This is a genomic window from Serratia sp. DD3 (genome assembly GCF_000496755.2).
Genome location: NZ_AYKS02000032.1, coordinates 35,114 through 59,347, shown reverse-complemented (window position 1 = coordinate 59,347; position 24,234 = coordinate 35,114). Strand labels below are relative to the sequence as shown.

The window sequence follows — 24,234 nt, the reverse complement described above, 5'->3', positions numbered from 1 at the left end:
ATCCTTCGGGCAAGGAGGCCAACATTGTGCAGAAATAGTGAAGAATACGTCTGAAACAGGTAATTGGGCTTTTTCCCTCTAGTATGCGCGCTGTGGTGGCGCTACAGTAATGGCTGAACAGGCAGATTCCATTCTGTAGGGGTTGAGTTAATGAGAAAAGCATTGTTACTGGGGATGTTGCTATCATCGGCCCTGCCGATGGTGACTCATGCGGAGGTATCCATCGGTGTTAACGTGCCCGGTCTGTCACTGCATGTGGGGGATCGTGATGCACGCGGCTATTACTGGGATGGTGACTACTGGCGTGAACCACCTAGGAGGCATCGGCATCATCACCATTATGCGCCACCGCAGTATGCCCAGCCACCACGGGGCTACTATTATGGGCCTCCACCACGGGAGTGGCATTCACGGCCACATTATCGTATGCCGCCACCAGGGTATTATTATCGTGGTCCAAAAGGCCCACGTAGATAATGACTGGCCAATACCCGTCACCATTGAAACGGCAAGGGGGAGCCCGGTGGTGAAGGAAGACTCATTTTGTTTAATGGCTGCCGTGGTTAGGCAGCCTGGCTATTACTTGATACCTAACTGAGCTTTGCCCAGCGGGGTCAACATCTCAACACCGGCACGGCCAATAAAATCCACTTCAAAATCATCTGCAGCGAAATCAGGTGGCGTTTTACCTGACAGAAAGCTAGGCAACTGCCGCTGCAAGTAGGCATCATTTTTCTTACACCCGGGTGCTGCGGCAATGTACATGACGTTACTGTCAAATTCACCATGGTGCTCATTTTCAACAGAATGAATCACGTCACAGTGCCAAAATACTGTATCACCGGGTTCCAGATCGGGAATAGGGGATAATCCTTGTAATAAAAGGGGATGCCATTTCTCTGATATCGACAAGGCACGCCCAGGTGCTGCATCACATAAATCATCTTCAGCCACATCATCTTGTAACGCACGCAACAGGATATAAGCCATGGCATTGGCGATCGGTACCACATTGAGTGTGCCAGCATGGGTACGTTGTGGTGTTAATGCCGTCCAGCCCTGAAAGGTTCGGAACATCGAACACACCGCCGGTGAGGCGATTTCGCGTACTTCGGTACGACCATCGGCAGCAAAAGGATCATACTGCTGCCAATCGCCAGAAAATACATGGCGATAGACGTAGCGGAAATTTTCATCCAGCCAGCGCTCGATTGTGCCACTGTCCACGTGCGGGGAAAGCCCCAGTGATGAGGAGTTTGGCGGGCGGCGACGGGTACGGTCAGCATAAGTCGTGACGCGGGTGGGGTCAAAGTGCTGTTTACCGTTGCTTTCCGTTTCCCACAGGCTATTGAGAAATACCTGTACGGCGTGCATACGTTGGTGCTGGCGGGCTTCAACTTGTGGTTTTGACCAGTAGATACCATATATTTGTGGCTTTTTGGCTTCCAGTTTACCGAAGTAGTTATCTTCGGCGGCGTTCTTTAGCCGCTCAACGAAGTTATTGCGCTCCAGATAGTCGCCGATCTCCTGATTCCAGTTTTCCGCCTGGCTTGGTGGAAATACACCACGAATCGCACAGACGCCGCGTTGTTTAATTAATGCGATTTGTTGCTCGCTGACGCGATGCTGGAGAATATCTTCAGCATCAAGCTGAGGAACCGCCTGCTGACCATTTGCCAGTTCCTGACGGATTTGCTCAACCTGCTGGCGAATATCATCTTCCAGAGCCAGGAAGACTTCACGGTAGTTAGGTAGCGCTTGGCGTAACTGCTGTTTGACCGTGTTTATTGCGGCAGGAATGTTATCGATAAGTAAGGAAGCCATGAGTGTTCTCCTTGGGTGGTCTTTGAGCGAGGGCATACCCGTTGCCATTTAAGGCGCGGGGAGTTTGACCTCAACTTGAATGCACTGGATACAGAGAGAAGGTTGATGTTTTGTTGTTTTTACGTTAACCATTATCCGGTTTTATTAGAGGGAAATAAAGGGAAGTGTTTCATTCATAACTTCCCTGTTTTCGTTATTCGAAACTGATGTCAGTTTTTGGCAAGGGTTTCGTCAATCTTTATTCTCAGTCTGGGGCTAAGTGCAAAAAGCCTGTTGGTCATCAACGCCTGGCTAAGGGATACAGCGCTGCTGAGCCGTGGTATCAAGCCGGAAAAAATTTTTATTGGGGGGACTCGACAGCCTTACGGCGGTGGGATATGTTCAAACGCTGGCCACTCAGTGGTCAACGTCGCTCGGATGGTCCGGGCGCTAACGTCTTTTGAGGTATTTATGTCTGATAACAACCCACGCCGTTTCACACGGATTGAACGTCTTCCTCCTTATGTTTTCAATATCACTTCTGAACTGAAAATGGCTGCACGCCGTCGCGGTGAGGATATTATTGATTTCAGCATGGGTAACCCGGATGGGCCAACACCCCCACATATTGTTGAAAAACTCTGCACGGTAGCACAACGGGAAGATACCCATGGCTACTCAACATCACGGGGTATTCCTCGTTTGCGCCGGGCCATTTCGCACTGGTACCAGGAGCGCTATCAGGTGGATATCGACCCTGAAAGTGAAGCCATTGTCACCATTGGTTCGAAAGAGGGGCTGGCACATTTGATGTTGGCGACCCTTGACCATGGGGATACGGTGTTGGTGCCAAACCCCAGCTATCCGATCCATATTTACGGTGCGGTGATTGCCGGTGCTCAGGTGCGCTCGGTGCCGTTAGTGGAAGGGGGCGACTTTTTTGGTGAATTAGAGCGGGCCATTCGTGAAACCATTCCACGGCCAAAAATGATGATTCTTGGCTTCCCGTCTAACCCGACGGCGCAATGTGTTGAGCTGGATTTCTTTGAGCGCGTGGTGGCACTGGCCAAGCAATACGATGTGTTGGTGATTCACGATCTGGCCTATGCCGATATTGTGTATGATGGCTGGAAGGCCCCTTCCATTATGCAGGTACCCGGTGCCAAAGAGATTGCCGTAGAGTTCTTTACGCTATCAAAAAGCTACAATATGGCGGGCTGGCGTATTGGTTTTATGGTGGGTAATCCAGAACTGGTCAGTGCATTGGCGCGGATTAAAAGCTACCACGACTACGGTACCTTTACCCCACTGCAGGTGGCTGCTATTGCTGCGTTGGAAGGGGATCAACAGTGTGTGCTGGATATTGCCGAGCAGTATCGTCAGCGCCGTAATGTATTGGTGAAAGGGTTGCACGAAGCCGGTTGGATGGTGGAGAACCCCAAAGCCTCGATGTATGTGTGGGCGAAAATTCCACAGCCCTACGCTCATCTGGGGTCACTGGAATTTGCCAAGCGCTTGCTGGCAGAGGCCAAAGTGTGCGTTTCACCAGGAATTGGTTTTGGTGATTACGGCGATAGCCATGTACGCTTTGCGTTGATTGAAAACCAGGATCGTATCCGCCAGGCGGTGCGTGGCATCAAGGCGATGTTCCGGGCTGATGGGCTGATCAAACCCGCCAAATCGTCTACCGCGTAATCAGTTATACCAGACGATAGCCAAGGGTAGACAGCCTCCGGTAATGAACGAGAATCTTTGTGTGGCAGGGTTCCGATTTTGAACTATGCTTTTTTTACTGAATTGTACAGGGTGTGTATATTTTTTATTCAGTAAGAGTATTATTATGTCTGTAGCTTACTTTGTGAGCTATCAGCATCTAAGTGATAACACATTGTTTTTTTACTGTAAAACGTTCAGGAGGAGGCAATGGAAACCTTGGAAAAGTGTTACGTTTACGCAAAAAATACGAGCAACATGGATTTTCTCGCTTCTACAGTAGCATTCTTAGAGTTTCAAGGGCGTGAAATCGATGCTAATGGTGTGGCTGGTAATATGTCACCTGAACAGTGCGATAATTTTTTAGAGCGTCTTAATCACTACCGCTCTATCTATAAAAAGCAATCGCAGACAGCCTAGGCAATTCTGTATAAAAGCCCCGAGGATAACCTTCGGGGCCTTTTCCTAACACAACTTAACAGTGCTTACTTAACAGTGCTTACTTAACAGTGCTTAGTGTAGCTCTGGCCAGTATTCCTTATTGGCGGCGATCAGGTCATCAAGAATAGCCTTGGCAACTGAAGCACTCGGTACCGTTTTAGACAAGGTGATCGCCTGCCACAGTTTCAGGTAACTCCTTTGTTCCCAGGCGTCGACCACCAGTTTTTCCACCGCCACTTGCTGGCTCATCAAACCTTTCTGAAATTGCGGTATATTCCCCACCACCAAGGGCTCTGGCCCGTTAGTTCCCACCAGACAAGGGATCTCCACCATCGCTTCAGGATCAAAATTATTGATGGCACCATTATTGGGCACAATCAACAACATGCGTTCTTGGGTGTTGAAGGCGATAGCGGTGGCCAGATCAACAATATAGGAAGCGTGTTCGTCAATTTCCAAATGACCTGCGGAGGATTTCCCCGCCTGAATGATGGCATGACAGGAACCAAAGACCTGTTTTTCACGGTGTTCCATAACCTCGTTTGCCCGGGTGTGTTGCGGGTTGGCATGTTGCACCTCGTAATCGGGGAACAGGTAATACTTCAGATAGGTGTTCGGCAGCGTGGTAGGATCCAAGGCCCACACATCTTTCGCTTTTGCGAAGGTATCATTCCAACTGGCTTCGGTGGCGTGATGGTCTGTTGGTGGGACATAACCGAATTTTTCTACATGTTGACGAATTTTCGGCATTAAATCATTGCCTGCCAGATCTTCGACAGACGTCCACCAGCCAAAGTGATTCAGCCCATAGTAGCGAGTGCGCATCTGCTTGCGGTCTTGCAACCCGGCAATTTGCGCCATGCGGGCTTCAATGCCAATCGGCATATCACAGATATTGAGAATTTTGGCTTGAGGGCGCAGCCGGCGCGTAGCCTCGGCAACAATCGCCGCCGGGTTGGAGTAATTGAGCATCCAGGAATTAGGGGAGTACTTTTCCATATAATCGGCAATCTCCAAAACACCGCCAATGGAGCGCATCCCATAGGCGATCCCCCCTGGGCCGCAAGTTTCCTGGCCGACAACGCCATGACTGAGCGGAATTTTCTCGTCCTTTTCCCGCATCGGGTATTTACCCACCCGAATATGTGCCATCACAAAATCCACATCACTGAAAGCGGCTTGTGGGTGGGTGGTATAGCTGAATTCAATGTCTGGTGCTTGTTCTTGCAGAATGATTTTGCAGGCTTCAGCAATGGTTTCCTGACGTGCACCATCGTTATCATAGAATTTAATCGCTCGCAGCGGAAAACGGTGCTGGTTAGCTAATAACATCAAGACAATACCGGGGGTAAAGGTACTACCACCACCAGCGACAACGACTGAGAATTTTTTCATGATATAGCCTCCATCATGGTTGTTTTTTCGGGAATAGGAATAGTTTTCATCAGGGCTTCAATTTGATCCCTGACTTGAGGAACATGCAGGCCGACAATGACCTGAATACCATTGCCGCGACGCACCACACCATGTGCCCCCAGTGCTTTGAAGACATCATCACTGGCGGTTTGCGCCATATCTACCAAGGTGATACGTAAGCGAGTGGCGCAATTATTGACGCTGGAAATATTGTCACTTCCTCCTAGAGCTTGCAGGAAAGCAGCGGCCTGTTGGTTGTTAGCGCCTTGGCTTGCCATCGCGGTGGTTTGTTTACGTGCAGCTTGGTAGTCAGCTTTGTTGTAGAGCTTGATTTCACTCTCTTCGCGACCCGGGGTTTTCAGATTAAAGCGCAGGATCAGTGTGCGGAAGACCACAAAATAGATCCCGGTGAACGCGATACCGATACCTATTTGTGTGGCTATCATCGAGGCATGGTTATGGAACATCGGGATCCAGTTCTGTGGCAGGAACTGATCAAGTAAGCCACCGCCCATATTGCCGACCACGCCAAAAAGGTACATCACGGTTGCCATGGTGGCGGCGAGAACGGCATGGACAGCAAAGAGCACTGGTGAAATAAACAGGAAAGTGAATTCCAGCGGTTCAGTGATGCCAACCAACATGGCGGTGAGGGTGGCAGGGATCAATAATCCCGCAACCTTGATACGATTTTCTTTGCTGGCGGTGAAGTACAGTGCCAACGCAATACCGACAGAACCGAACACTTTCGAGTTACCGTGCAAGGCAAAACCGCCTTCGGGGAACAGCGTTTTTAACGGCACGGTACTTTGGCTGAATTCTTGCAGATGCTGCGCCCAGTAAACCTGAATCCCCCCCTCTACGGCAGCCGGGCCGTAAATGAAGGGGCCATAAATAAAGTGGTGCAAACCTGTTGGGATCAGAATACGTTCGAGGAAAGTATAAACCCAGACCCCAAGGGCTCCTGCGCTACGCAGAAAAACCTGTAAAGACTCAATACCCAGTTGGACTTTGGGCCAGCTTAGCAGCGTCAACCAGGCACAAGGGATCATCACCAGGAAAGCGATAATGACCACAAACGAACTGCCTTGAAAAATACCTAAAAATACGGGTAGGGGTTTATCGAAATAGCGGTTATGGATGGCGGTGACCAACCCGGCAATGATAATAGCCCCAATAATACTGGTATCGAGAGTTTTAATCCCGGCGATGACGGTTAAGCCGCTGCCGGCGGTGGGTTCAGCAGTGAAGTCTACGCCAAAGTAGCTTCCCCAGGTCATTCCCATGGCATTAATAAAGTAGTTCCAGGTCAGAAAACTGACTAATACCGCCAGACAAGCGCGCCCCTGAGCTTGTTTAGCCAAACCAATAGGCAAGCCTGCAGCGAATATCAGCGGCATATTACGAAATACCGTCCAACCCCCTTCTTCAATGATATGAACAATTTGTGCAAATAAATGCGTGGGGTCTGCCAGCGCCTCACCAACAAACATCGGACTACGTAGCATGATGGCGATACCCACCACCATACCGGCAAAAGGAAATAGCAGCACTGGGGTGAACATGGCGCCGCCGAAACGTTGTATTTGACTGAGCATACTTAAATCCTCATGTAACAACCTGAATAATTATTGATGGTTTTTTTAGTATGAAGCTGGGGGGAGCATAAGAAGTGGTCAGTGATATAGCTTGGTCAGTTGTGGCGATTCGTGATCGCACGCATGGTTTTTATTGCGCCAAAGTTGTCTAATTTTTAATGATTTTCTAGACAAAAGAATTTTAACTTAGAAAGTGGGTTAGCAAAATTAAGTATAATTAACTGTTTAATAAATATTTATAGGGAATATTACCTGATGATTTTTTGGTTAAAAGAGATCTGCTGATGATCTACAAATCCATTGCCGATCAACTGCGAATTCGTTTGAACTCTGCCGATTACAACATTGGCAGCCCGTTACCGAGTGAAAAACGCCTGGCAGAGGAGTTTAACGTTTCGCGTATGACGATCCGTAAGGCTGTAGATTTATTAATAAGTTGGGGGTTGGTGGTCAGGCGCCATGGCAGCGGTATTTACGTTGCACAAAAAGATGTGCATCATGAAACCACCAATCTGACGGGTTTTATTGAAGTGATGAAAAATCAGGGCAAGCAGGTGATCAGTGAAGTGCTGGAGTTTGTGGTCATGCCAGCGCCACCGGCCATTGCCAGTCAGCTACGTATCAAGATTGATGAGCGGATCTATTATTCACGTCGTGTCCGTTCAGTAGATGGCAAACCCTTGATGGTAGAAGACAGTTATATGCCAGTAAAACTGTTTCGCAATCTGTCGCTAGCGCATCTGGAAGGGTCAAAATTTACTTATATTGAAGATGAGTGCCAAATAGTTATTTGCGGTAATTATGAAAGTTTAACACCAGTATTGGCGGATAAAAAAATGGCCGCGTTGCTCAATATTGAACCGCTAACACCGATTTTAAGAATTACCTCCCTTTCTTACAGCGATAATGGCCAATTTCTTAACTATTCGGTGATGTTCCGTAATGCCAGTGAGTACCAGGTGGATTATCACCTGCGGCGCGAGTCACCGCGCCGTGATATACGTTAACTTGTCAATATTAAAGCTGGAGAGTAAATCGCTCCCCTAATAGGGGGAACCCTAACGGTTCCCCATTTCCTACTGTTATCCTGTATCAGGATCACGGGTTTTTAGATCGTTTGAGCCGATTACCATTCGCATCGATAAAGCTGCCAACAACCGTTTAGCCTGGGGGATTGATTTTTTTACCTTGTAGTGTGTAAACCTCTTTCTGACCCTCTTGTTTCGGTGTCGCATAGAGGTAACCATTGAGGTATTCAATACGGTAATAATTGGGTGGCAGAATGGGTTTGCCCGTTAGGGTATAAGCACCATATTTCCGTTGGTAATCATCCGTTTTCTCTCCCAGTGAAGCAATAAAGAGACCGTTAACAATTTTGGGATTAACAAACTTCATCGGAATGACAAACTGCCGGGTACGGAAATTGTAGAGCCCATAACTGCCATTGGTTGTTTTCTGAACCAGATACAGGTCATCGCCAACATTCTCCAAGATACTTTCAAACGGCATTTTTATTATCTGGCGCGTTTTGGGATCGACCGAGATATAGCTGGAGATAAGCCAGGATGAATCTTCATTATTTTGAGATGGATTTTCATTATGCACGCGGTAAATACCTTTGATGTTGAGATCGTTAGATTCGATAACAGCAAACTGCGGTTTGATGACCCAGTTGCCACGTTTATCGATAAAACCAAACTTGTCGGTCGCATCATCTTTGGCGATGTATAAATCTTGCTTAGCCAGGCTGTTGGCGAAGTTTTGGCTAACAGTACGTGTTTGCTCTTCGGGGAGGATATAGAGCACCACGGATTGCGGTTGGGCAACAAAAGTGAGGTTCTTTAGTATCAGTATTTTATCCTCAGGGTCGTTTTTAAACTCTGCAGAGATTTTTTCCAGATGTTGCTGCAAGCTGTTGCTATCAGCGAACTGTTTAATATTGTCCCGGGTTTTAACCAAAGCTTGATGGTAAAGTTTGAGCTGTTCTATTTGCCCTTTAGAAGGGACAGAAAGGGTAGTGCTGCCAGGCATTCGCAATGATTTCCCGCCAGCGGTCAAGCCCTCTACCAGATAAGTGGCTGACAGGGGTAGGGTGAATTGCAATGCAACCATCCCCTCCTGCATACCAATCAACTCATAGCTTGAACCATCATCGTTAGTGACTTTTTTATTATCTTTGTCTAGGACGACTTTTTGGTAAGAGGGATAAAAAGAGTAACGAACGTCCATTACCATGCGATCTAAGGGTTTTTTGGTTGTCAGTGTTAATGGGCTGCTAAGTTCCTGGTAACCATCAGCCGCAATGGACGGATCTTCAATTGTCGGGGCAAATTTTTGTTCGCTGCCATCGCTGAAATAGAGATGGGTAATTTTATATTCCGCTAAGGAGGAAGTCAGTCCAACCAGATCATCGAGATTTTGATCAGAAAAGCGGATCTTAGAGTTTTCGGATGAGAGTATTTGCTTGAATTTAATCGGTTGCTTTTTAAGTAAATTGAGCTGTTCAGTCAATTGTTGACTGGTGAGTAATGTAAAGGGTTCTTCATATTCAATGGATGAGTCAAGCTTTTTTTGGCTGATTTCCATTTTACGATCAGTCGCGTCAAAGAAGTCAGAGGCTGCTCCCCGTTTTCTTTCCAGTCTGTTAATGGAGTGACCGAGCTCACTGATCAGATCATTCAGGCTACTCTCAGCTTCAGGCATTGATAGCGTGGCGATATTGTCAATGCTCTCTTCAGTGCTCTCTTTTACGGTCAGTGGATTCTCTTCGGCATTGGCCCCAAAAACCATGAGCATCAAAACCAAGCTAACCCATCGTCCTATTTTACCGGGTAATTTTTTTTCCATTTTCAATTTCCTGAATTTCCTATTATCCAAATTTTCTCAGCAGGTTGGGCAGTTTGTCTATGCGCTAAATTATTCGAGTTGCTTAGGGAGCTCCATCCCTCCACTCATGCTCCACTGCACCACACTAGCATCATCTGGGCAGAGGGCTTGTTCGGTAGGTTCAAACAGACCTTTTGCCCACTTTTCTGTGGCGGTGTACCCAAACAGCCGCCAACGTAGCGGGTTTTTTCTGCACAACTTTGATCTGGTACCCGATATTACCCCTAATGGAGTAGCCTTGCATGAGGGTACGGGCTACGAGCACTCAATGGCCTATGTTATTATTTGGCAATCTAAAGAGGAGTATAAAATCCCCATGCTGGAAGCTAAAAGCCTGAGTTGTTTCCGTGATCAACGTCTCTTGTTTGACGGGCTCAGTTTTTTAGTGAGCCCAGGGGAGATTATCCAGGTTGAAGGGCCTAATGGCGCGGGTAAAACCAGCTTGCTGCGCATTTTGGCGGGGCTAGTGCAGCCAGAGAGTGGTGAGGTGTGTTGGCAAGGGGAAAATACGCGCTACCACCGCAGCAACTATCATCAGCAACTGCTATTTCTCGGGCATCAGCCAGGGGTTAAATCTATGTTAACCCCATTTGAAAATTTGCAATTTTATCAAGCCGTTGATCAACAGCCGGAGCCTGGCGCAGTCTGGCAGGCACTGGAGCTAGTGGGGTTGACGGGCTATGAAGATTTGCCGGTGGCGCAACTTTCAGCCGGGCAACAGCGGCGTGTGGCGCTGGCGCGATTATGGTTGAGTCATAAACCACTGTGGATCCTGGATGAACCTTTAACGGCAATAGACAAACAAGGTGTCGTTGCACTGGTGGCACTGTTTGAACAACATCGGCAGCAGGGGGGAATGATAATACTCACCACCCACCAAGATCTGATTGGTACCCCATCGGCGGTAAGGAAAATTCGCCTGGCAGCAACAAGCGCGGAGAGTTCTTGATGTTTTTTATCATCCTGCGGCGTGAACTGAAAATAGCTTTCCGCAAAGGTGCCGAGATTGTTAACCCGTTATGGTTCTTCCTGATTGTTATTACCCTGTTTCCGTTGGGGGTAGGGCCGGAACCGCAACTGCTGGCGCGCATTGCACCGGGTATTATCTGGGTAGCAGCGCTGCTGGCGTCACTGCTTTCTTTAGAGCGGTTATTCCGTGATGACTTCCTCGATGGCTCTTTGGAACAGTTATTACTCTTGCCGAGCCCTCTGGCGATGACGGTGTTGGGCAAAGTCTGTGCCCATTGGCTGGTTACCGGGTTGCCATTGTTATTACTCTCACCCTTGGTCGCGCTGTTGTTGTCGTTGGATATGCATACCTGGTGGGCGATGGCGCTGACCTTGTTGCTGGGTACGCCAGTATTGAGTTTGGTCGGGGGGATTGGCGTCGCATTGACCGTGGGGCTACCTAAAGGGGGGGTACTCTTGAGTTTGTTGGTTCTGCCGTTGTATATCCCGGTGCTGATATTTGCTACGGCGGCCATTGATGCTGCCGCCATGGGCATGCCCATAGATGGTTATCTGGCTATCCTGGGGGCGATGTTGGCAGGCAGCATCACGTTGGCGCCTTTCGCTACTGCGGCGGCGTTGCGTGTGAGCATACATTGATTGTGAGCATACATTGATTGTGAAGATACATTGATCCTGAGTATCCATTGATGTGGCGTGGTTATAACCCTACTACCCAGGGCCGCCACCGAATAATTCTTTACCGTGAGCAAAAAAGATAATGTGGAAATGGTTACATCAATTTGCCCATCCAGAGCGTCTGTACTCTCTCTGTGGGCGCTTAGTTCCCTGGTTTGCCATCGCGGGGGGGCTTTGCCTGTTGATAGGTTGGGTGTGGGGATTTGGCTTCGCCCCCAAGGATTATCAGCAAGGTGATAGTTTCCGCATTATGTATATCCATGTCCCGGCGGCGATCTGGTCGATGGGGATCTATGCCTCCATGGCGGCTGCGGCGTTTATCGGCCTGGTATGGCAGATAAAAATTTCCGATACCTTGGTGGCGGCCATGGCGCCGGTTGGGGCGGTGTTCACTTTTATCGCCTTGGTTACCGGTTCCGCTTGGGGCAAACCGATGTGGGGCACCTGGTGGGTGTGGGATGCGCGCTTAACCTCGGAGCTGGTATTGTTGTTCCTCTATTTAGGCATTATTGCCCTGTACAATGCCTTTGATGATCGTCGTCTGGCTGGTCGTGCTGCGGGTATTCTGGTGCTGGTGGGGGTGGTCAATCTGCCCATTATCCATTTCTCCGTTGAATGGTGGAACACATTGCATCAAGGATCGACCAATATGCAGCAAAGTATTGCGCCAAGTATGCGCACACCATTACGTTGGGCCATTTTCGGTTATCTGCTGTTCTTTATCACACTTACCTTGATGCGTTTGCGTAATCTGATTCTGCTTCATGAGCGCCAGCGCGCCTGGGTTATCGCGTTGATTAATCGGGAGCGTCAGTCATGAGTAGCGCGGCATTCAACTCCTGGTCGGACTTTTTTGCTATGGGGGGCTATGGGTTCTACGTCTGGTTGGCGGTGGCGGTTACCTTGCTCTCATTGCTAGGGTTACTCACTCATACCTTATGGCAACGTAAGCAACTGTTGGTGGAGATACGGCGTCAGGCCGCCCGTGAACAGCGCATTCGTCAATCAAATCAAAAAATGGCAGTACCGCAATCCGCCAATCGACAGGAGAAATCATTGTGAATCCACGTCGTAAAAGCCGCCTCTACCTGGCGATAGTGGTCGTCATGGGTATCGCGCTGACTATCACGCTGTTGCTGTATGCGCTGCGTGCCAATATCGATCTGTTTTATACCCCAAGTGAAATTTTACAAGGCAAGGGGCAGAAGCATGAAAAGCCACAAGTGGGTCAGCGTTTGCGCATTGGCGGGATGGTGATGCCTGGCTCGGTTAAGCGTGATCAGGACAGCTTACGGGTGAATTTCAAAGTATATGATGCTCATGGCGCCATTGATGTGACCTACCAAGGTATTCTGCCGGACTTGTTCCGGGAGGGGCAAGGGGTTGTCGCGCAAGGCGTATTAGGCGAGGGCAATGTTGTCAATGCCAGTGAAGTGCTGGCAAAACATGACGAGAAATACACACCACCAGAAGTGACCGCAGCGATGCAACAGAACCATCAAGGCCCTGCATCCAACTATAGCAGCCAGCCTCAAGGGGAGAACCTGCCATGATACCGGAAGTGGGTAATTTTCTACTGTGCCTGGCATTAGCGATTTCACTGTTATTAAGCATCTATCCACTCTGGGGCGCTGAGCGGCAGGATAGCCGAATGATGTCGGTGGCTCGCCCGTTAACTTATGGCATGAGCGCGGCAATAACCTTGGCATTCCTCTGCCTGGTGTATGCGTTTATCACCAATGATTTCACCGTGGCTTATGTAGCCGCTAACTCTAATAGCCAACTGCCGGTCTATTACCGTATTGCAGCGACTTGGGGGGCCCACCAAGGTTCACTGCTGTTATGGGTGTGGCTATTAAGTGGTTGGTCGCTGGCAGTGGCCTGCTGCAGTAAGCGGATGCCACCTGATGCCGTCGCCCGGGTCTTGGCGGTGATGGGGATGATAACGGTCGGCTTTTTGCTGTTTATTATTGTTACCTCTAACCCATTTGTACGTACTTTGCCTGATTTTCCCATCGACGGTGCCGATCTAAACCCCTTACTGCAGGATATCGGGCTGATTTTCCATCCCCCTTTATTATATATGGGTTATGTTGGCTTCTCGGTGGCGTTTGCCTTCGCCATTGCTTCGTTGATGGCGGGCAGGCTTGATACGGCCTGGGCACGCTGGTCTCGGCCCTGGACCATGGCCGCTTGGGTATTCTTGACACTGGGCATCGTGCTGGGTTCGGCCTGGGCCTATTATGAATTGGGCTGGGGCGGCTGGTGGTTCTGGGACCCGGTAGAAAATGCGTCCTTTATGCCGTGGTTGGTGGGTACCGCGTTGATTCATTCATTAGCGGTAACTGAAAAGCGTGGCTCCTTTAAAGCCTGGACGGTGTTGCTGGCAATTGCCGCTTTTTCACTGTGCTTATTGGGTACCTTTCTGGTGCGTTCCGGTGTGCTGGTGTCGGTCCACGCTTTTGCCTCAGACCCGCAGCGCGGGATGTTTATTCTTGCTTACCTGGTGATTGTTATTGGTGGTTCACTGCTGCTGTATGCCGTGAAGGGCGGGCAGGTACGTAGCCGGGTACAGCATGAGGTTTTCTCACGGGAAACCTTTTTACTGGGTAATAACGTCTTGTTGATCGCCGCCATGTCAGTGGTGCTGTTAGGGACCTTATTGCCACTGGTACATAAACAGTTAGGGCTAGGCAGTATTTCTATTGGCGAGCCCTTTTTTAACACCATGTTTACCTGGCTGATGGCACCCTTTGCGTTGTTATTAGGCATCGGGCCACTGGTTCGCTGGCGACGTGATGAACCAGGCAAGCTTTGGCGACGTCTTGGATTGGCGCTGGTGGTAACACTGCTGTTATCGGTTCTACTTCCTTGGTTATTGCAAGACAGCATTGCCGGGATGACCGTAGTTGGCTTGGTGATGGCGTTCTGGGTGATCCTGTTAACGCTGCTGGAACTGCATGAGCGGGCCACCCATCGCCATGGTTTCTGGCGCGGTTTGCGCTGCCTTCCGCGCAGCCATTGGGGCATGACCTTGGGTCACTTGGGGGTCGCGGTGACGGTGATCGGTATTGCATTTAGCCAGAATTACAGCATCGAACGTGATGTGCGCATGCGCATGGGTGATAGCGTGGAAATTCGTGACTACCGCTTTACCTTCCGTGATGTGCATGACATCCGAGGGGCGAATTATACCGGTGGTGTCGGGATTATTGACGTCACTCGTAACGATCAACCAGAAGCGACCTTACGGGCGGAAAAGCGTTACTACAATACCGCGCGTAGCATGATGACGGAAGCGGCCATTGATGGTGGCCTGACGCGTGACCTTTATGCGGCGTTAGGTGAGGAGCTGGATGATGGCTCTTGGGCGGTACGCCTTTACTATAAGCCTTTTGTGCGCTGGATCTGGTTTGGTGGCCTATTTATGGCATTGGGTGGAGTGTTGTGTCTTCTTGACCCACGTTACCGTATCAGTAAACAGCAAAAGCTTGCCGAGAACAGCGGGGAATAGCCATGAGACGTAAGTTACTTTTTATCCCATTAATTATGTTTCTTTTATTGGCACTGGCGCTGTTGTTGCAACTAATGCGTAATGCCGGAGGGGAGGAACCTACCCTGCTGGAGTCGGCATTGATTGGCAAGCCGGTGCCGGTGTTCAAGCTTGAATCACTCGAACATCCTGGGCAAACCTTTGATCAGGCGGTGTTGCATAAGGGTAAGCCGATGCTACTCAATGTTTGGGCCACCTGGTGCCCTACTTGCCGGGCGGAACATGAGTATCTCAATACGCTGGCTGCCAAGGGGGTACGTATTGTCGGTTTGAATTATAAAGATGACCGTAGTCAAGCAGTACGCTGGTTGCAGCAGTTGGGTAACCCTTACGCCCTGAGTTTATACGATGGTGACGGTATGTTGGGGTTAGACCTGGGGGTTTATGGTGCGCCAGAGACCTTCCTGATCGACGGCGAGGGGATTATTCGCTATCGCCATGCAGGTGATATGAACGAACGCATCTGGCAGCAAGAGGTGTTACCCCTGTATCGGCAATTTGGGGGGGATGCATGAGATTCTCCACCTGGCTGATGGCGCTGTTTCTGAGCTGGAACGCGTTTGCGGCGATCGACACCTACCAATTCGACTCCCTGGAACAGGAACAGCAATATCGCCAATTGACAGAACAGTTACGCTGCCCAAAGTGCCAGAACAATAGCATTGCCGATTCCAACGCCATTACTGCGGCGGATATGCGTACCAAAGTGTATGAATTGATGCAGCAGGGGCAAAGCAAACAGCAAATCATCGATTATATGGTCGCGCGCTATGGCAATTTTGTTACTTATGATCCCCCGGTAACGCTTGCGACGTTGATCTTGTGGATTGGGCCACTCTTGCTTGTCTTGATTGGCGGCAGTGTGGTGATCCTGAAGGCCCGTCATCGTCGCGGCGTTGAGGATAAACCAGAATTATCGGACTTTGACCAGCAGCGTCTTGCCGGGTTATTGGAAGAGCGTGACAGGAAGAAAACCTAATGACTTTTTGGTTGCTTATCATAGTGTTGTTAGCGGGTGCGGCCTGTTTGCTGGTGGTGCCGGTACTACGGCGCGGTAAAGTGAACGAGGCGGTTAATCGAGATGCCTTGAATAAAGCGCTTTATCAGCATCATCTTGATGAACTGATGCAGGATGAAGCGTTAGGCGTGGTGGCTCAACCCAGTGAACTGATAAAGGAATTACAGCAGAACCTGTTACAGGATATACCCGAGCAACCGCCAGTGCAGGGCAGTGCTATCAGCCGCTGGGCGTTGGTGCCCGGTGTGGTACTGCTGGTCGTGGTCGCGGTTGGTTTTTATCTGAAAACCGGAGGATTGACTCAGGTGGCGGCTTGGCATCAAGTCGAGCAGCAACTGCCACAGCTGCGTGAGCGAGTGGCTGATGAGCAGGCTAACCCGTTGAGTACCGAAGAGATTGCTCGTCTTGGTCTGGGACTACGCACCTCCTTACAGTATGATGACCGCAATATTAACGACTGGATTTTGCTTGGTCGCATTGGTATGGCGTTGAATAACGCAACCACCGCCACACAGGCTTTTGCTCATGCTTACCGTCTGGCCCCAGATAATATGGACGTGCGCTTGGGTTATGTTCAAGTGTTGATGCGTTCAGGCGATCCGGCTGACAATAAACAGGCGACAGAGATGTTGCGCAAGATGGTGGCAGAAGATCACTCTAATGTGCAGGTGCTGAGTCTGCTGGCATTTAATGCTTTTGAACAGCAAGATTACCCGCAAGCCATCAGCACATGGCAGTTAATGTTAAAATTGTTGCCAGCTAACGATACGCGAACAGAAATAATAAAACGCAGTATGGAGCAAGCAAAACGTCAGATGAGTGGGCAACTGGGTAACATTGCTGTTAATGTTACCCTGTCGCCAGAAGCCGCGAAAGCCTTACCTCCACAGGGAACGCTAATGGTTTCGGTCACTGATGGGGAAAATCCGCAGCCAGTGGCGGTTAAAAAGTTGGCTCTCAGCCGTTTCCCGCAGTCATTTACGTTGGATGACAGTGACGCTATGATGCCAGAACGCCAGCTTTCGGCTCTGCAGCAGGTGAAGGTGCATGTTCGCCTTTCCGGTGATGGACTGGCTACCCCGCAACCGGGGGAGTGGTTTGGTGAAAGTGAGCTGCAGACCGTGAACGATAAGGAACCGATCAGCGTTCAGATAGACAAGCAGGTTCCCTGACAAAAAAACAATGGTTTTTGATGGAGAAAAGATATGAATTTTCGCCTGACTGGGTTGGCTTTTGCAACGGTGCTGTTAGTTGGATGCGCCAGTTCGTCTAGTAGTGATCCTCAAGGACGATCCGATCCGCTGGAAGGTTTTAACCGGGCGATGTTTAACTTCAACTACAATGTGCTGGACCCGTATGTGGTGCGCCCAGTGGCAGTGGTATGGCGAGATTATGTTCCCACCCCGGCGCGTAATGGCCTGAGCAACTTTACTGGCAACCTGGAAGAGCCAGCCAGCATGGTGAACGAGTTTCTGCGTGGTAACCCCTATCAAGGCATGATCCACTTCAACCGCTTCTTCTTGAATACCTTGCTGGGAATGGGGGGCTTTATCGATGTCGCAGGAATGGCTAACCCGAAACTGGCACGTGAAGAGCCACGCCGTTTCGGTAGCACGCTAGGGCATTATGGTGTTGGTTATGGCCCGTATGTCCATTTGCCGGTCTATGGCAGCTTTACGATACGTGAAGATGGTGGCGATTGGGCTGACAGCGTTTACCCGGTGCTGAGCTATCTCACTTTCTGGATGTCGGCGGGCAAATGGGTGGTTGAAGGGGTTGAAACCCGTGCCCAGTTGTTGGACTCTGACGGACTGCTGCGCAACTCCTCTGATCCTTACCTGATGGTGCGTGATGCCTACTTCCAGCGCAACGACTTCCTGTCGCGCGGCGGAAAACTTCAATCGCAAGTGAACCCAAATGCCAAGGTAATTCAGGGCGAGTTGGATGAGATTGACTCTGCTCCGTAGGTGTTTGACGGAACAGAGGATATAAAAAACGGCGGATAATCCGCCGTTTTTTTCTGTACTGCACCTTAAGAACCATTAGAAACGGTAGTTGACTCCAGCACCGTATAACCAGGCGCTACCGTCGGATTCAAAACGGTAAGGCCCTTCGTTGATGGTGACTTTCTGGCCATGCATATAGGACAGCCCGACATCAACCGAGGTGTTTTTATTGAAGGCGTAAGTTGCCCCGGCACTTAACCAGGTGCGGTTTTGGTCTGGAATAGAGATGCTTCGGTTATTAGCGGGTACCGGGCTTTGGTCAAAGGCGATACCGGTGCGGAAGGTCCAGTTATCGTCATGGAAATAGGTAGTCCCGATCGCCATGCGGTAAGCATCGCGGAAGCCTTCATGCTTGTAGAACAGCGTATTACCGCCACTGCCAGTGGCTTTCAGTTCTTGGAACTGACTCCAACTGGTATAGGTCATGTTGTAGTGGACTGCCCATTGTGGTGCCACTTTGTGATAAGCAGAGAGCTCCCACATTTCGGGTAAATTCAAGGTGAGATAACCCGGGATGGTATTACCGTCAGTCCCCATTGGTAATCCGAGCTGCTGCAGTAGGCCATTGTATGCCGATGGCAGTTGACTGCTGTAGTCACCATCAAAATCTATTTTTATTTCAGAACGATAAGTGAAGCCAAAACGGTTGTTCTCATCCATTTCATACAGAATACCGGCATTCCAGCCATAACCCCATTTGCTGCCTTCCAGATGAGAAATTTGTGTATTAGCAGGAAGTTGCGCGACTTGGCCAGCTAAAGCGGGCGGTAGTTTCCCGGAGCCGGCGATCAGTAACGGTAAATCACCGGCGTGCCGCTCAATTTTGGCGTCAGCATACACGGCGTCAAAGCCCAAGCCGAAGCTGAAATTCTGATTCAGCCGATAAGCAGCACTTAGGTTTAGATTCAGTGTCGTCAGCTCGGTGTTTCCCCCAACGGAGCCCGCGGGGTAATTGTCACTATATTCCGTCGACAAACCGTAGTTGCTGGTGACGGAACCACCGACTGCCCATTGGTCGTTCAGTGGCTGAATATAATGCAGATCTGGCACCCAGGCGGTTGGGGCGATATCTTTGGCATCAAGGCTCTGCCCGGAAGGTGACCTACCGGTGATATTGACATCAGGGTCGATAAATACGGCACCACCAGAGATGATTGGGCTGCTAAACATCATCATGGTTGCCGGGTTCCGGCTTGCTGACGCAGCGGTATCAGCCACTGCACCTTCACCAGAATAAGCGCGGCCTAAACCAATGGCAGAAAACTCGTTCAATTGGAATCCGGCAGCGTAGACATTGGAGGAGATAATTGCCACTGCAGCGGCGAGCGCTGATTTAGCGAACAGGTTTTTCTGGCTCATGACCAAAACCTCGTCTTATAGGTTTATTATTTGGATAATGTTACACGGTGTAACACCGAATGTACCAGTGTAATAGTCCATTGCCATATCAACAAATCGGACCAGTGCTGAATTATAAGTCTGATTTATTAAAATAGCGCAATGTTGACGGCCAAATGTTGCATATATGATCTCAAAAAAGAGATCTGTACTGCAAAAAAGGGGCTTATTTTAACCGGTGATGGTTATTTAACCAGGGAGCGACTTGGCCAGATTGAACCTGTTCAATGCGCTATTTTGCGACAGAACAATAAGCGTTAGAACAATAATTGAGAGTTCTGGTACGCTATTTGCCAGTTAAAAATAGAGATGAAAAGTAAATCTAGTGATTGGTGGGTCTGAAGCGTAAAATAGCGCTAATAACTTGGCGAGAGTTAACAGAATCAAATAACTATTTATCCGCATGCAATATGCGGTTTGTGAGGAGGTTTACGTTATGTCAGATGCAATTAACAAATGTAGTGCTCAGGAAACTGCGGCTTGCTGCTGTGTGGATGTCGGTACAGTGATGGATAACACCGATTGTACCGCCTCTTATAGCCAGGTGTTTGCCACCCAACCTGAGGCAGAAAAAGCGTTGGCGGCATTGACAGAGAAAGCGCGTAGCGTTGAGTCTGATCCTTGTGACATTAGCAGCCAGATCAAACCGGTTGAAGGTGGCGTGCAACTGGATGCTGATTTTACTTTTACCTGCCAGGCAGAAACGCTGATTTTCCAACTCGGATTACGTTAATCCCATAGTTCTATCCGCCTAGACAAGAGCAGACTCCCTGGTCTGCTCTTGTGCCCCAAGCGCCTGCGTTATTCAACGTATTAGTAATCCTATTCTGAGCATGTTCCCGGAAGCTTGCCGAAAGGTCGTATTTAAATCGGCTTATGGCGGGATTTGTCATTCAACTTACTGGCTATGGCTTGAATTACCTGGCAGGAAAGTTGCTGCTGCTCGCAGTTTTCACCGCTCCCCCTTTGCCAAATGTAATTATCTGGTTAACAATGTGCGGGTCAGGTCAGACCTCTTTGATTCGTTGTGTCAACGGCCTCTCTTTAGGAGTGTTTATGAATAAGGCATTGCCGCTGGTTACTGCTTCTGGTGATCGTATCGCCATTGTTCAGGGTTTACGTACCCCTTTTGCTAAACAGGCTACGGCTTATCACGGTGTACCGGCGGTTGATCTGGGCAAAATCGTGGTCAGTGAATTGCTGTTTCGCAGTGGTATCGATCCGGCATTGATTGACCAACTGGTTTTTGGGCAGGTGATACAAATGCCTGAAGCCCCCAATATTGCTCGGGAAATTGTGCTCGGTACCGGAATGAGTGTACACACCGATGCCTACAGTGTTTCACGCGCCTGCGCAACCAGCTTCCAGGCCATTGCCAATGTGGCAGAAAGTATTATGGCGGGTAGCATCAGCATCGGTATTGCTGGTGGAGCGGACTCCTCATCGGTATTGCCCATCGGTGTCAGTAAGGCACTGGCTCGCACCCTGGTGGATGTGAGTAAAGCTCGTACGCTATCACAACGGTTGAAACTGTTTAGCAAATTAAGACCCCGTGATCTGATGCCCGTGCCCCCGGCGGTGGCAGAGTATTCAACAGGTCTGCGTATGGGGGATACTGCCGAGCAAATGGCGAAAACCCATGGTATTACGCGTGAACAACAGGATGCATTTGCACATCGTTCCCACCAATTAGCCGCCAAAGCATGGGAACAGGGGGGGCTGCGGGATGAGGTGATGGTTGCCCATGTGCCGCCCTATAAGCAGCCTTGCGATGAAGATAACAATATCCGCAAAGATTCCACGCTTGAGTCTTATGCCCGCCTGAAACCAGCGTTTGATCGTAAACACGGCAGTGTGACGGCGGCGAATAGTACCCCGTTGACCGATGGTGCCGCTGCTGTCCTGATGATGAGTGAATCTCGGGCTAGAGCGCTGGGTTTGCAACCGTTGGGCTACCTGCGTAGTTTTGCCTTCGCTGCCATTGATGTTAGGCAGGATATGCTGCTTGGTCCTGCCTATGCTACCCCACTGGCCTTGGATCGAGCGGGTATCACTCTGGCTGATCTTACACTGATAGATATGCATGAAGCCTTTGCTGCACAAACCCTAGCCAACTTGAAGATGTTTGCCAGTACCGAGTTTGCTCAACAGCAACTGGGGCGTGAACAAGCGATCGGCGCAGTCGATATGGATAAGTTTAATGTGTTGGGGGGCTCAATTGCTTATGGTCATCCCTTTGCAGCAACCGGGGCTCGTATGATCACTCAGACGCTACATGAACTAAAAAGACGCGGTGGTGGGTTGGGATTGGTTACTGCTTGTGCGGCCGGTGGATTAGGTGCTGCGATGATTGTGGAGGTGGAATAATGAGCTTAGATCAGACCTTTCTAGAGCAGCCAGCCCAGCCTTCAGCGTTTCATTTGACTCTGCGACCTGACGATATTGGTGTGATTACCATTGATGTACCCGGGGAAAAACTTAATACCCTGAAGGCTGAATTTGCCGAACAGATCAGTCAGGTGTTATTGGCTGCGCAACAGCACACGGGGCTGAAAGGCTTAGTGATTCTGTCTGGTAAAGCGGATTCGTTTATTGCGGGTGCCGATATCACCATGATTGCCGCCTGTCACAGTGCTAAAGAGGCAGAACAGCTGTCACAGCAGGGGCAGCATCTATTGGCGCAGATTGCGGCGTTTCCGGTACCGGTAGTGGCTGCTATTCACGGTGCTTGCCTGGGCGGGGGGCTAGAGTTGGCACTGGCTTGCCATAGCCGTATTTGTTCGCAGGATGATAAAACAACCCTCGGCTTGCCGGAAGTACAGCTCGGCCTGCTACCAGGTTCGGGGGGTACCCAGCGTTTGCCACGTCTGGTTGGGGTGGTTAAGGCGTTGGATATGATGCTGACAGGTCGACATATCCGCCCCGCTCAGGCGCTGCGTATGGGGCTGGTCGATGATGTGGTGCCCGCTGCTATTTTGCTGCAAACGGCCATTGAGCGAGTCAAACAAGCGGGCCAAGCACCGCGCAGGTTACCCTGGTTGGCGCGTGCGTTTAATTTGCCATTAGCCAGAACTTGGCTGCTAAACCAGGTGCGTAGCAAAACCCTAGCGAAAACCCACGGCAACTATCCGGCAGCAGAGCGTATTATTCAAGTGGTGCGCATTGGGCTGGAGCAAGGGGAGAGCCAAGGCTATCAGGCAGAGGCCAGTGCTTTTGGCAAACTGGCAATGTCATCTCAATCGGCGGCATTACGTAGCCTGTTCTTCGCATCAACGGCGGTGAAGAAAGAGTATGGCGTTACCGCAACACCGCGTGAGTTACAGCGCATCGGTATTCTGGGTGGCGGCTTAATGGGCGGCGGAATTGCCTTCGTTACTGCTATCCGCGCAGGATTGCCGGTACGCATTAAAGATATCAACGCGCAAGGGATTAATCATGCGTTGAAATATACCTGGGATTTGCTCAGCAAACGGGTGCGTAACAAACTGATGCGCCCAGCAGAGCGTCAGAAAAAAATGATGTTGATCTCGGGCTCAACGGATTATCGCGGTTTTGAACGTGTTGATATCGTGATTGAAGCGGTATTTGAAGATATAGAACTGAAACAGCAGATGGTGCAGGACATTGAACAGTATGCCGCGCCACAGACTATTTTTGCCTCCAATACCTCCTCGTTGCCGATCGGCCAAATTGCTGCCAAGGCGGCCAGGCCACAGCAGGTGATTGGCCTTCATTACTTCAGCCCGGTAGACAAAATGCCATTGGTGGAGGTGATCCCCCATGCGACTACCAGTGACGAAACGGTGGCCACCACCGTAGCCTTGGCACACCGGCAGGGTAAAACGGCGATAGTCGTCGCTGACCGGGCGGGGTTTTATGTTAACCGAATACTGGCGCCTTATATTAGTGAAGCCGCGCGCTGCTTGCTGGAAGGCGAACCGATCGAGTCGTTGGATAAAGCCTTGGTTGACTTCGGTTTTCCGGTGGGGCCGTTTATGTTGCTGGATGAAGTGGGTATTGATGTCGCCACCAAAATCACCCCGATTCTTAAGGCGGAATTAGGGGTGCGCTTTGCTGCACCAGCGGCATTGGACGCAGTGCTGAATGATGGGCGCAAAGGGCGTAAGAATGGCCGAGGTTTTTATCTCTACCCGACAAATATCCTGCGCAAGTGGCAACGCAAACAGGCAGACAAGAGTATTTACCCTTTGTTGGGGATCACCGCGAAAGTGCATATTCAGCATGCGGTGATTGTTCAGCGCTGTGTGATGATGATGCTTAATGAGGCGGCCCGTTGTCTGGAAGAAGGGGTGATCCGCTGCGCTCGAGATGGGGATATTGGTGCGGTCTTGGGCATTGGCTTTCCCCCTTTCCTTGGCGGCCCATTCCGGTATATGGATGAGCTGGGGGCAGAGAAGATGGTGAAAACATTGCGATATTTGCAGCATCATTATGGCGAACGGTTTACTCCCTGTGAGAGCCTGTTACGTATGGCCGATCAAGGTGAGCGTTATCACCCTTTGTAGTAAGCGCTATTTTTAACCGTAATTTCAATAATAACCGTGGGATAGGGAGGAGTAACGTCGCGTATTGTGATCTACGTGTGGATGTTAAGCTGTGATGGGTTTACCTTGGTGCTCAAGTGGTGTAAAAACAGCGTTTTCTTTCATACGAACTTTCAGGCAAAATGCCTCACCGCTATGATACCGGCCGTTATTTAAGCTGGGTATGGAAAGGAAAAGTGTCATCGCTATT

Annotated in this window: 22 protein-coding genes; 17 read left to right on the top strand and 5 right to left on the bottom strand. The window is 49.9% G+C overall.

Annotation, left to right across the window (positions count from 1 at the left end; all coding sequences use genetic code 11):
- Positions 1-150 precede the first annotated feature (150 nt).
- Positions 151-477 carry a DUF2502 domain-containing protein gene (locus IO95_RS23875; RefSeq protein ID WP_023491288.1) on the top strand — a complete coding sequence of 109 codons (327 nt, stop codon included), beginning with the start codon at positions 151-153 and terminating at the stop codon, positions 475-477.
- A gap of 102 nt (positions 478-579) precedes the next feature.
- Here IO95_RS23875 and IO95_RS04870 read toward each other — a convergent pair whose 3' ends face one another.
- Positions 580-1,824, bottom strand: coding sequence for a DUF1479 domain-containing protein (locus IO95_RS04870; protein ID WP_023491287.1), 1,245 nt, complete (start codon positions 1,822-1,824; stop codon positions 580-582).
- A gap of 450 nt (positions 1,825-2,274) precedes the next feature.
- Between IO95_RS04870 and alaC the strand changes: the two genes are divergently transcribed.
- Both alaC and IO95_RS04860 read left to right on the top strand, forming a co-directional pair.
- Positions 2,275-3,498: an alanine transaminase gene (gene alaC, locus IO95_RS04865; protein WP_023491286.1), complete on the top strand. Its 1,224-nt coding sequence runs from the start codon at positions 2,275-2,277 to the stop codon at positions 3,496-3,498.
- Between the two features lie 228 nt (positions 3,499-3,726).
- Positions 3,727-3,936 carry a glycogen synthase gene (locus tag IO95_RS04860; protein ID WP_023491344.1) on the top strand — a complete coding sequence of 70 codons (210 nt, stop codon included), beginning with the start codon at positions 3,727-3,729 and terminating at the stop codon, positions 3,934-3,936.
- Positions 3,937-4,029: 93 nt separating this feature from the next.
- Here IO95_RS04860 and IO95_RS04855 read toward each other — a convergent pair whose 3' ends face one another.
- A complete protein-coding gene (locus tag IO95_RS04855) occupies positions 4,030-5,352 on the bottom strand; it encodes a 6-phospho-alpha-glucosidase (RefSeq protein WP_023491343.1) in 1,323 nt (440 codons plus the stop codon).
- Positions 5,349-6,971 carry an alpha-glucoside-specific PTS transporter subunit IIBC gene (locus tag IO95_RS04850; protein WP_023491342.1) on the bottom strand — a complete coding sequence of 541 codons (1,623 nt, stop codon included), beginning with the start codon at positions 6,969-6,971 and terminating at the stop codon, positions 5,349-5,351. Before IO95_RS04850 ends, IO95_RS04855 begins: the two co-directional genes overlap by 4 nt.
- Positions 6,972-7,255: 284 nt before the next feature.
- On the opposite strand from IO95_RS04850, the gene IO95_RS04845 reads away from it, so the two are divergent.
- A complete protein-coding gene (locus tag IO95_RS04845; protein WP_023491341.1) occupies positions 7,256-7,978 on the top strand; it encodes a GntR family transcriptional regulator in 723 nt (240 codons plus the stop codon).
- Positions 7,979-8,132: 154 nt separating this feature from the next.
- Here the strand turns inward: IO95_RS04845 and IO95_RS04840 are convergent, their stop codons facing one another.
- Positions 8,133-9,818, bottom strand: coding sequence for a WG repeat-containing protein (locus tag IO95_RS04840; RefSeq protein WP_023491340.1), 1,686 nt, complete (start codon positions 9,816-9,818; stop codon positions 8,133-8,135).
- A 355-nt stretch (positions 9,819-10,173) separates the two neighbouring features.
- Between IO95_RS04840 and ccmA the strand changes: the two genes are divergently transcribed.
- The 10 genes from ccmA (at position 10,174) to mlaA (ending at position 18,042) form a co-directional block, all read left to right on the top strand.
- Complete coding sequence (gene ccmA, locus IO95_RS04835) at positions 10,174-10,806, top strand: cytochrome c biogenesis heme-transporting ATPase CcmA (RefSeq protein WP_037384112.1); 633 nt, start codon at positions 10,174-10,176, stop codon at positions 10,804-10,806.
- The gene (gene ccmB / locus IO95_RS04830; protein WP_023491336.1) at positions 10,806-11,465 is read left to right on the top strand and encodes a heme exporter protein CcmB; all 660 of its coding nucleotides are present in this window, start codon (positions 10,806-10,808) and stop codon (positions 11,463-11,465) included. The genes ccmA and ccmB overlap by 1 nt, the downstream gene beginning before the upstream one ends.
- Positions 11,466-11,586: 121 nt before the next feature.
- Positions 11,587-12,324, top strand: coding sequence for a heme ABC transporter permease (locus tag IO95_RS04825; protein WP_023491334.1), 738 nt, complete (start codon positions 11,587-11,589; stop codon positions 12,322-12,324).
- Positions 12,321-12,566, top strand: a complete 246-nt coding sequence (gene ccmD, locus IO95_RS04820; protein WP_023491332.1) for a heme exporter protein CcmD — start codon at positions 12,321-12,323, stop codon at positions 12,564-12,566. Before IO95_RS04825 ends, ccmD begins: the two co-directional genes overlap by 4 nt.
- Positions 12,563-13,057: a cytochrome c maturation protein CcmE gene (gene ccmE, locus IO95_RS04815; RefSeq protein WP_023491331.1), complete on the top strand. Its 495-nt coding sequence runs from the start codon at positions 12,563-12,565 to the stop codon at positions 13,055-13,057. Before ccmD ends, ccmE begins: the two co-directional genes overlap by 4 nt.
- Complete coding sequence (locus tag IO95_RS04810) at positions 13,054-15,018, top strand: heme lyase CcmF/NrfE family subunit (protein ID WP_023491330.1); 1,965 nt, start codon at positions 13,054-13,056, stop codon at positions 15,016-15,018. Before ccmE ends, IO95_RS04810 begins: the two co-directional genes overlap by 4 nt.
- A gap of 2 nt (positions 15,019-15,020) precedes the next feature.
- Positions 15,021-15,572, top strand: a complete 552-nt coding sequence (locus tag IO95_RS04805) for a DsbE family thiol:disulfide interchange protein (RefSeq protein ID WP_023491329.1) — start codon at positions 15,021-15,023, stop codon at positions 15,570-15,572.
- Entirely contained in the window at positions 15,569-16,036 is a 468-nt protein-coding gene (locus tag IO95_RS04800; protein ID WP_023491328.1) for a cytochrome c-type biogenesis protein, read from the top strand. Before IO95_RS04805 ends, IO95_RS04800 begins: the two co-directional genes overlap by 4 nt.
- A complete protein-coding gene (gene ccmI / locus IO95_RS04795; RefSeq protein WP_023491327.1) occupies positions 16,036-17,247 on the top strand; it encodes a c-type cytochrome biogenesis protein CcmI in 1,212 nt (403 codons plus the stop codon). The genes IO95_RS04800 and ccmI overlap by 1 nt, the downstream gene beginning before the upstream one ends.
- 33 nt (positions 17,248-17,280) lie before the next feature.
- Positions 17,281-18,042: a phospholipid-binding lipoprotein MlaA gene (gene mlaA / locus IO95_RS04790; RefSeq protein ID WP_023491326.1), complete on the top strand. Its 762-nt coding sequence runs from the start codon at positions 17,281-17,283 to the stop codon at positions 18,040-18,042.
- 75 nt (positions 18,043-18,117) lie between these two features.
- Here the strand turns inward: mlaA and fadL are convergent, their stop codons facing one another.
- Complete coding sequence (fadL, locus tag IO95_RS04785) at positions 18,118-19,440, bottom strand: long-chain fatty acid transporter FadL (RefSeq protein WP_023491325.1); 1,323 nt, start codon at positions 19,438-19,440, stop codon at positions 18,118-18,120.
- A gap of 475 nt (positions 19,441-19,915) precedes the next feature.
- Between fadL and IO95_RS04780 the strand changes: the two genes are divergently transcribed.
- The 3 genes from IO95_RS04780 to fadJ all read left to right on the top strand — a co-directional run bounded on the left by IO95_RS04780 (position 19,916) and on the right by fadJ (position 24,005).
- On the top strand, positions 19,916-20,212 hold the full coding sequence (locus IO95_RS04780) for a YfcZ/YiiS family protein (protein ID WP_023491246.1): 297 nt from the start codon (positions 19,916-19,918) through the stop codon (positions 20,210-20,212).
- 323 nt (positions 20,213-20,535) lie between these two features.
- Positions 20,536-21,846 carry an acetyl-CoA C-acyltransferase FadI gene (gene fadI / locus IO95_RS04775; RefSeq protein ID WP_023491245.1) on the top strand — a complete coding sequence of 437 codons (1,311 nt, stop codon included), beginning with the start codon at positions 20,536-20,538 and terminating at the stop codon, positions 21,844-21,846.
- Positions 21,846-24,005 (top strand): fatty acid oxidation complex subunit alpha FadJ, encoded by a 2,160-nt coding sequence (gene fadJ, locus IO95_RS04770; RefSeq protein WP_023491244.1) that lies wholly within the window; start codon positions 21,846-21,848, stop codon positions 24,003-24,005. The genes fadI and fadJ overlap by 1 nt, the downstream gene beginning before the upstream one ends.
- Positions 24,006-24,234: the final 229 nt, after the last annotated feature.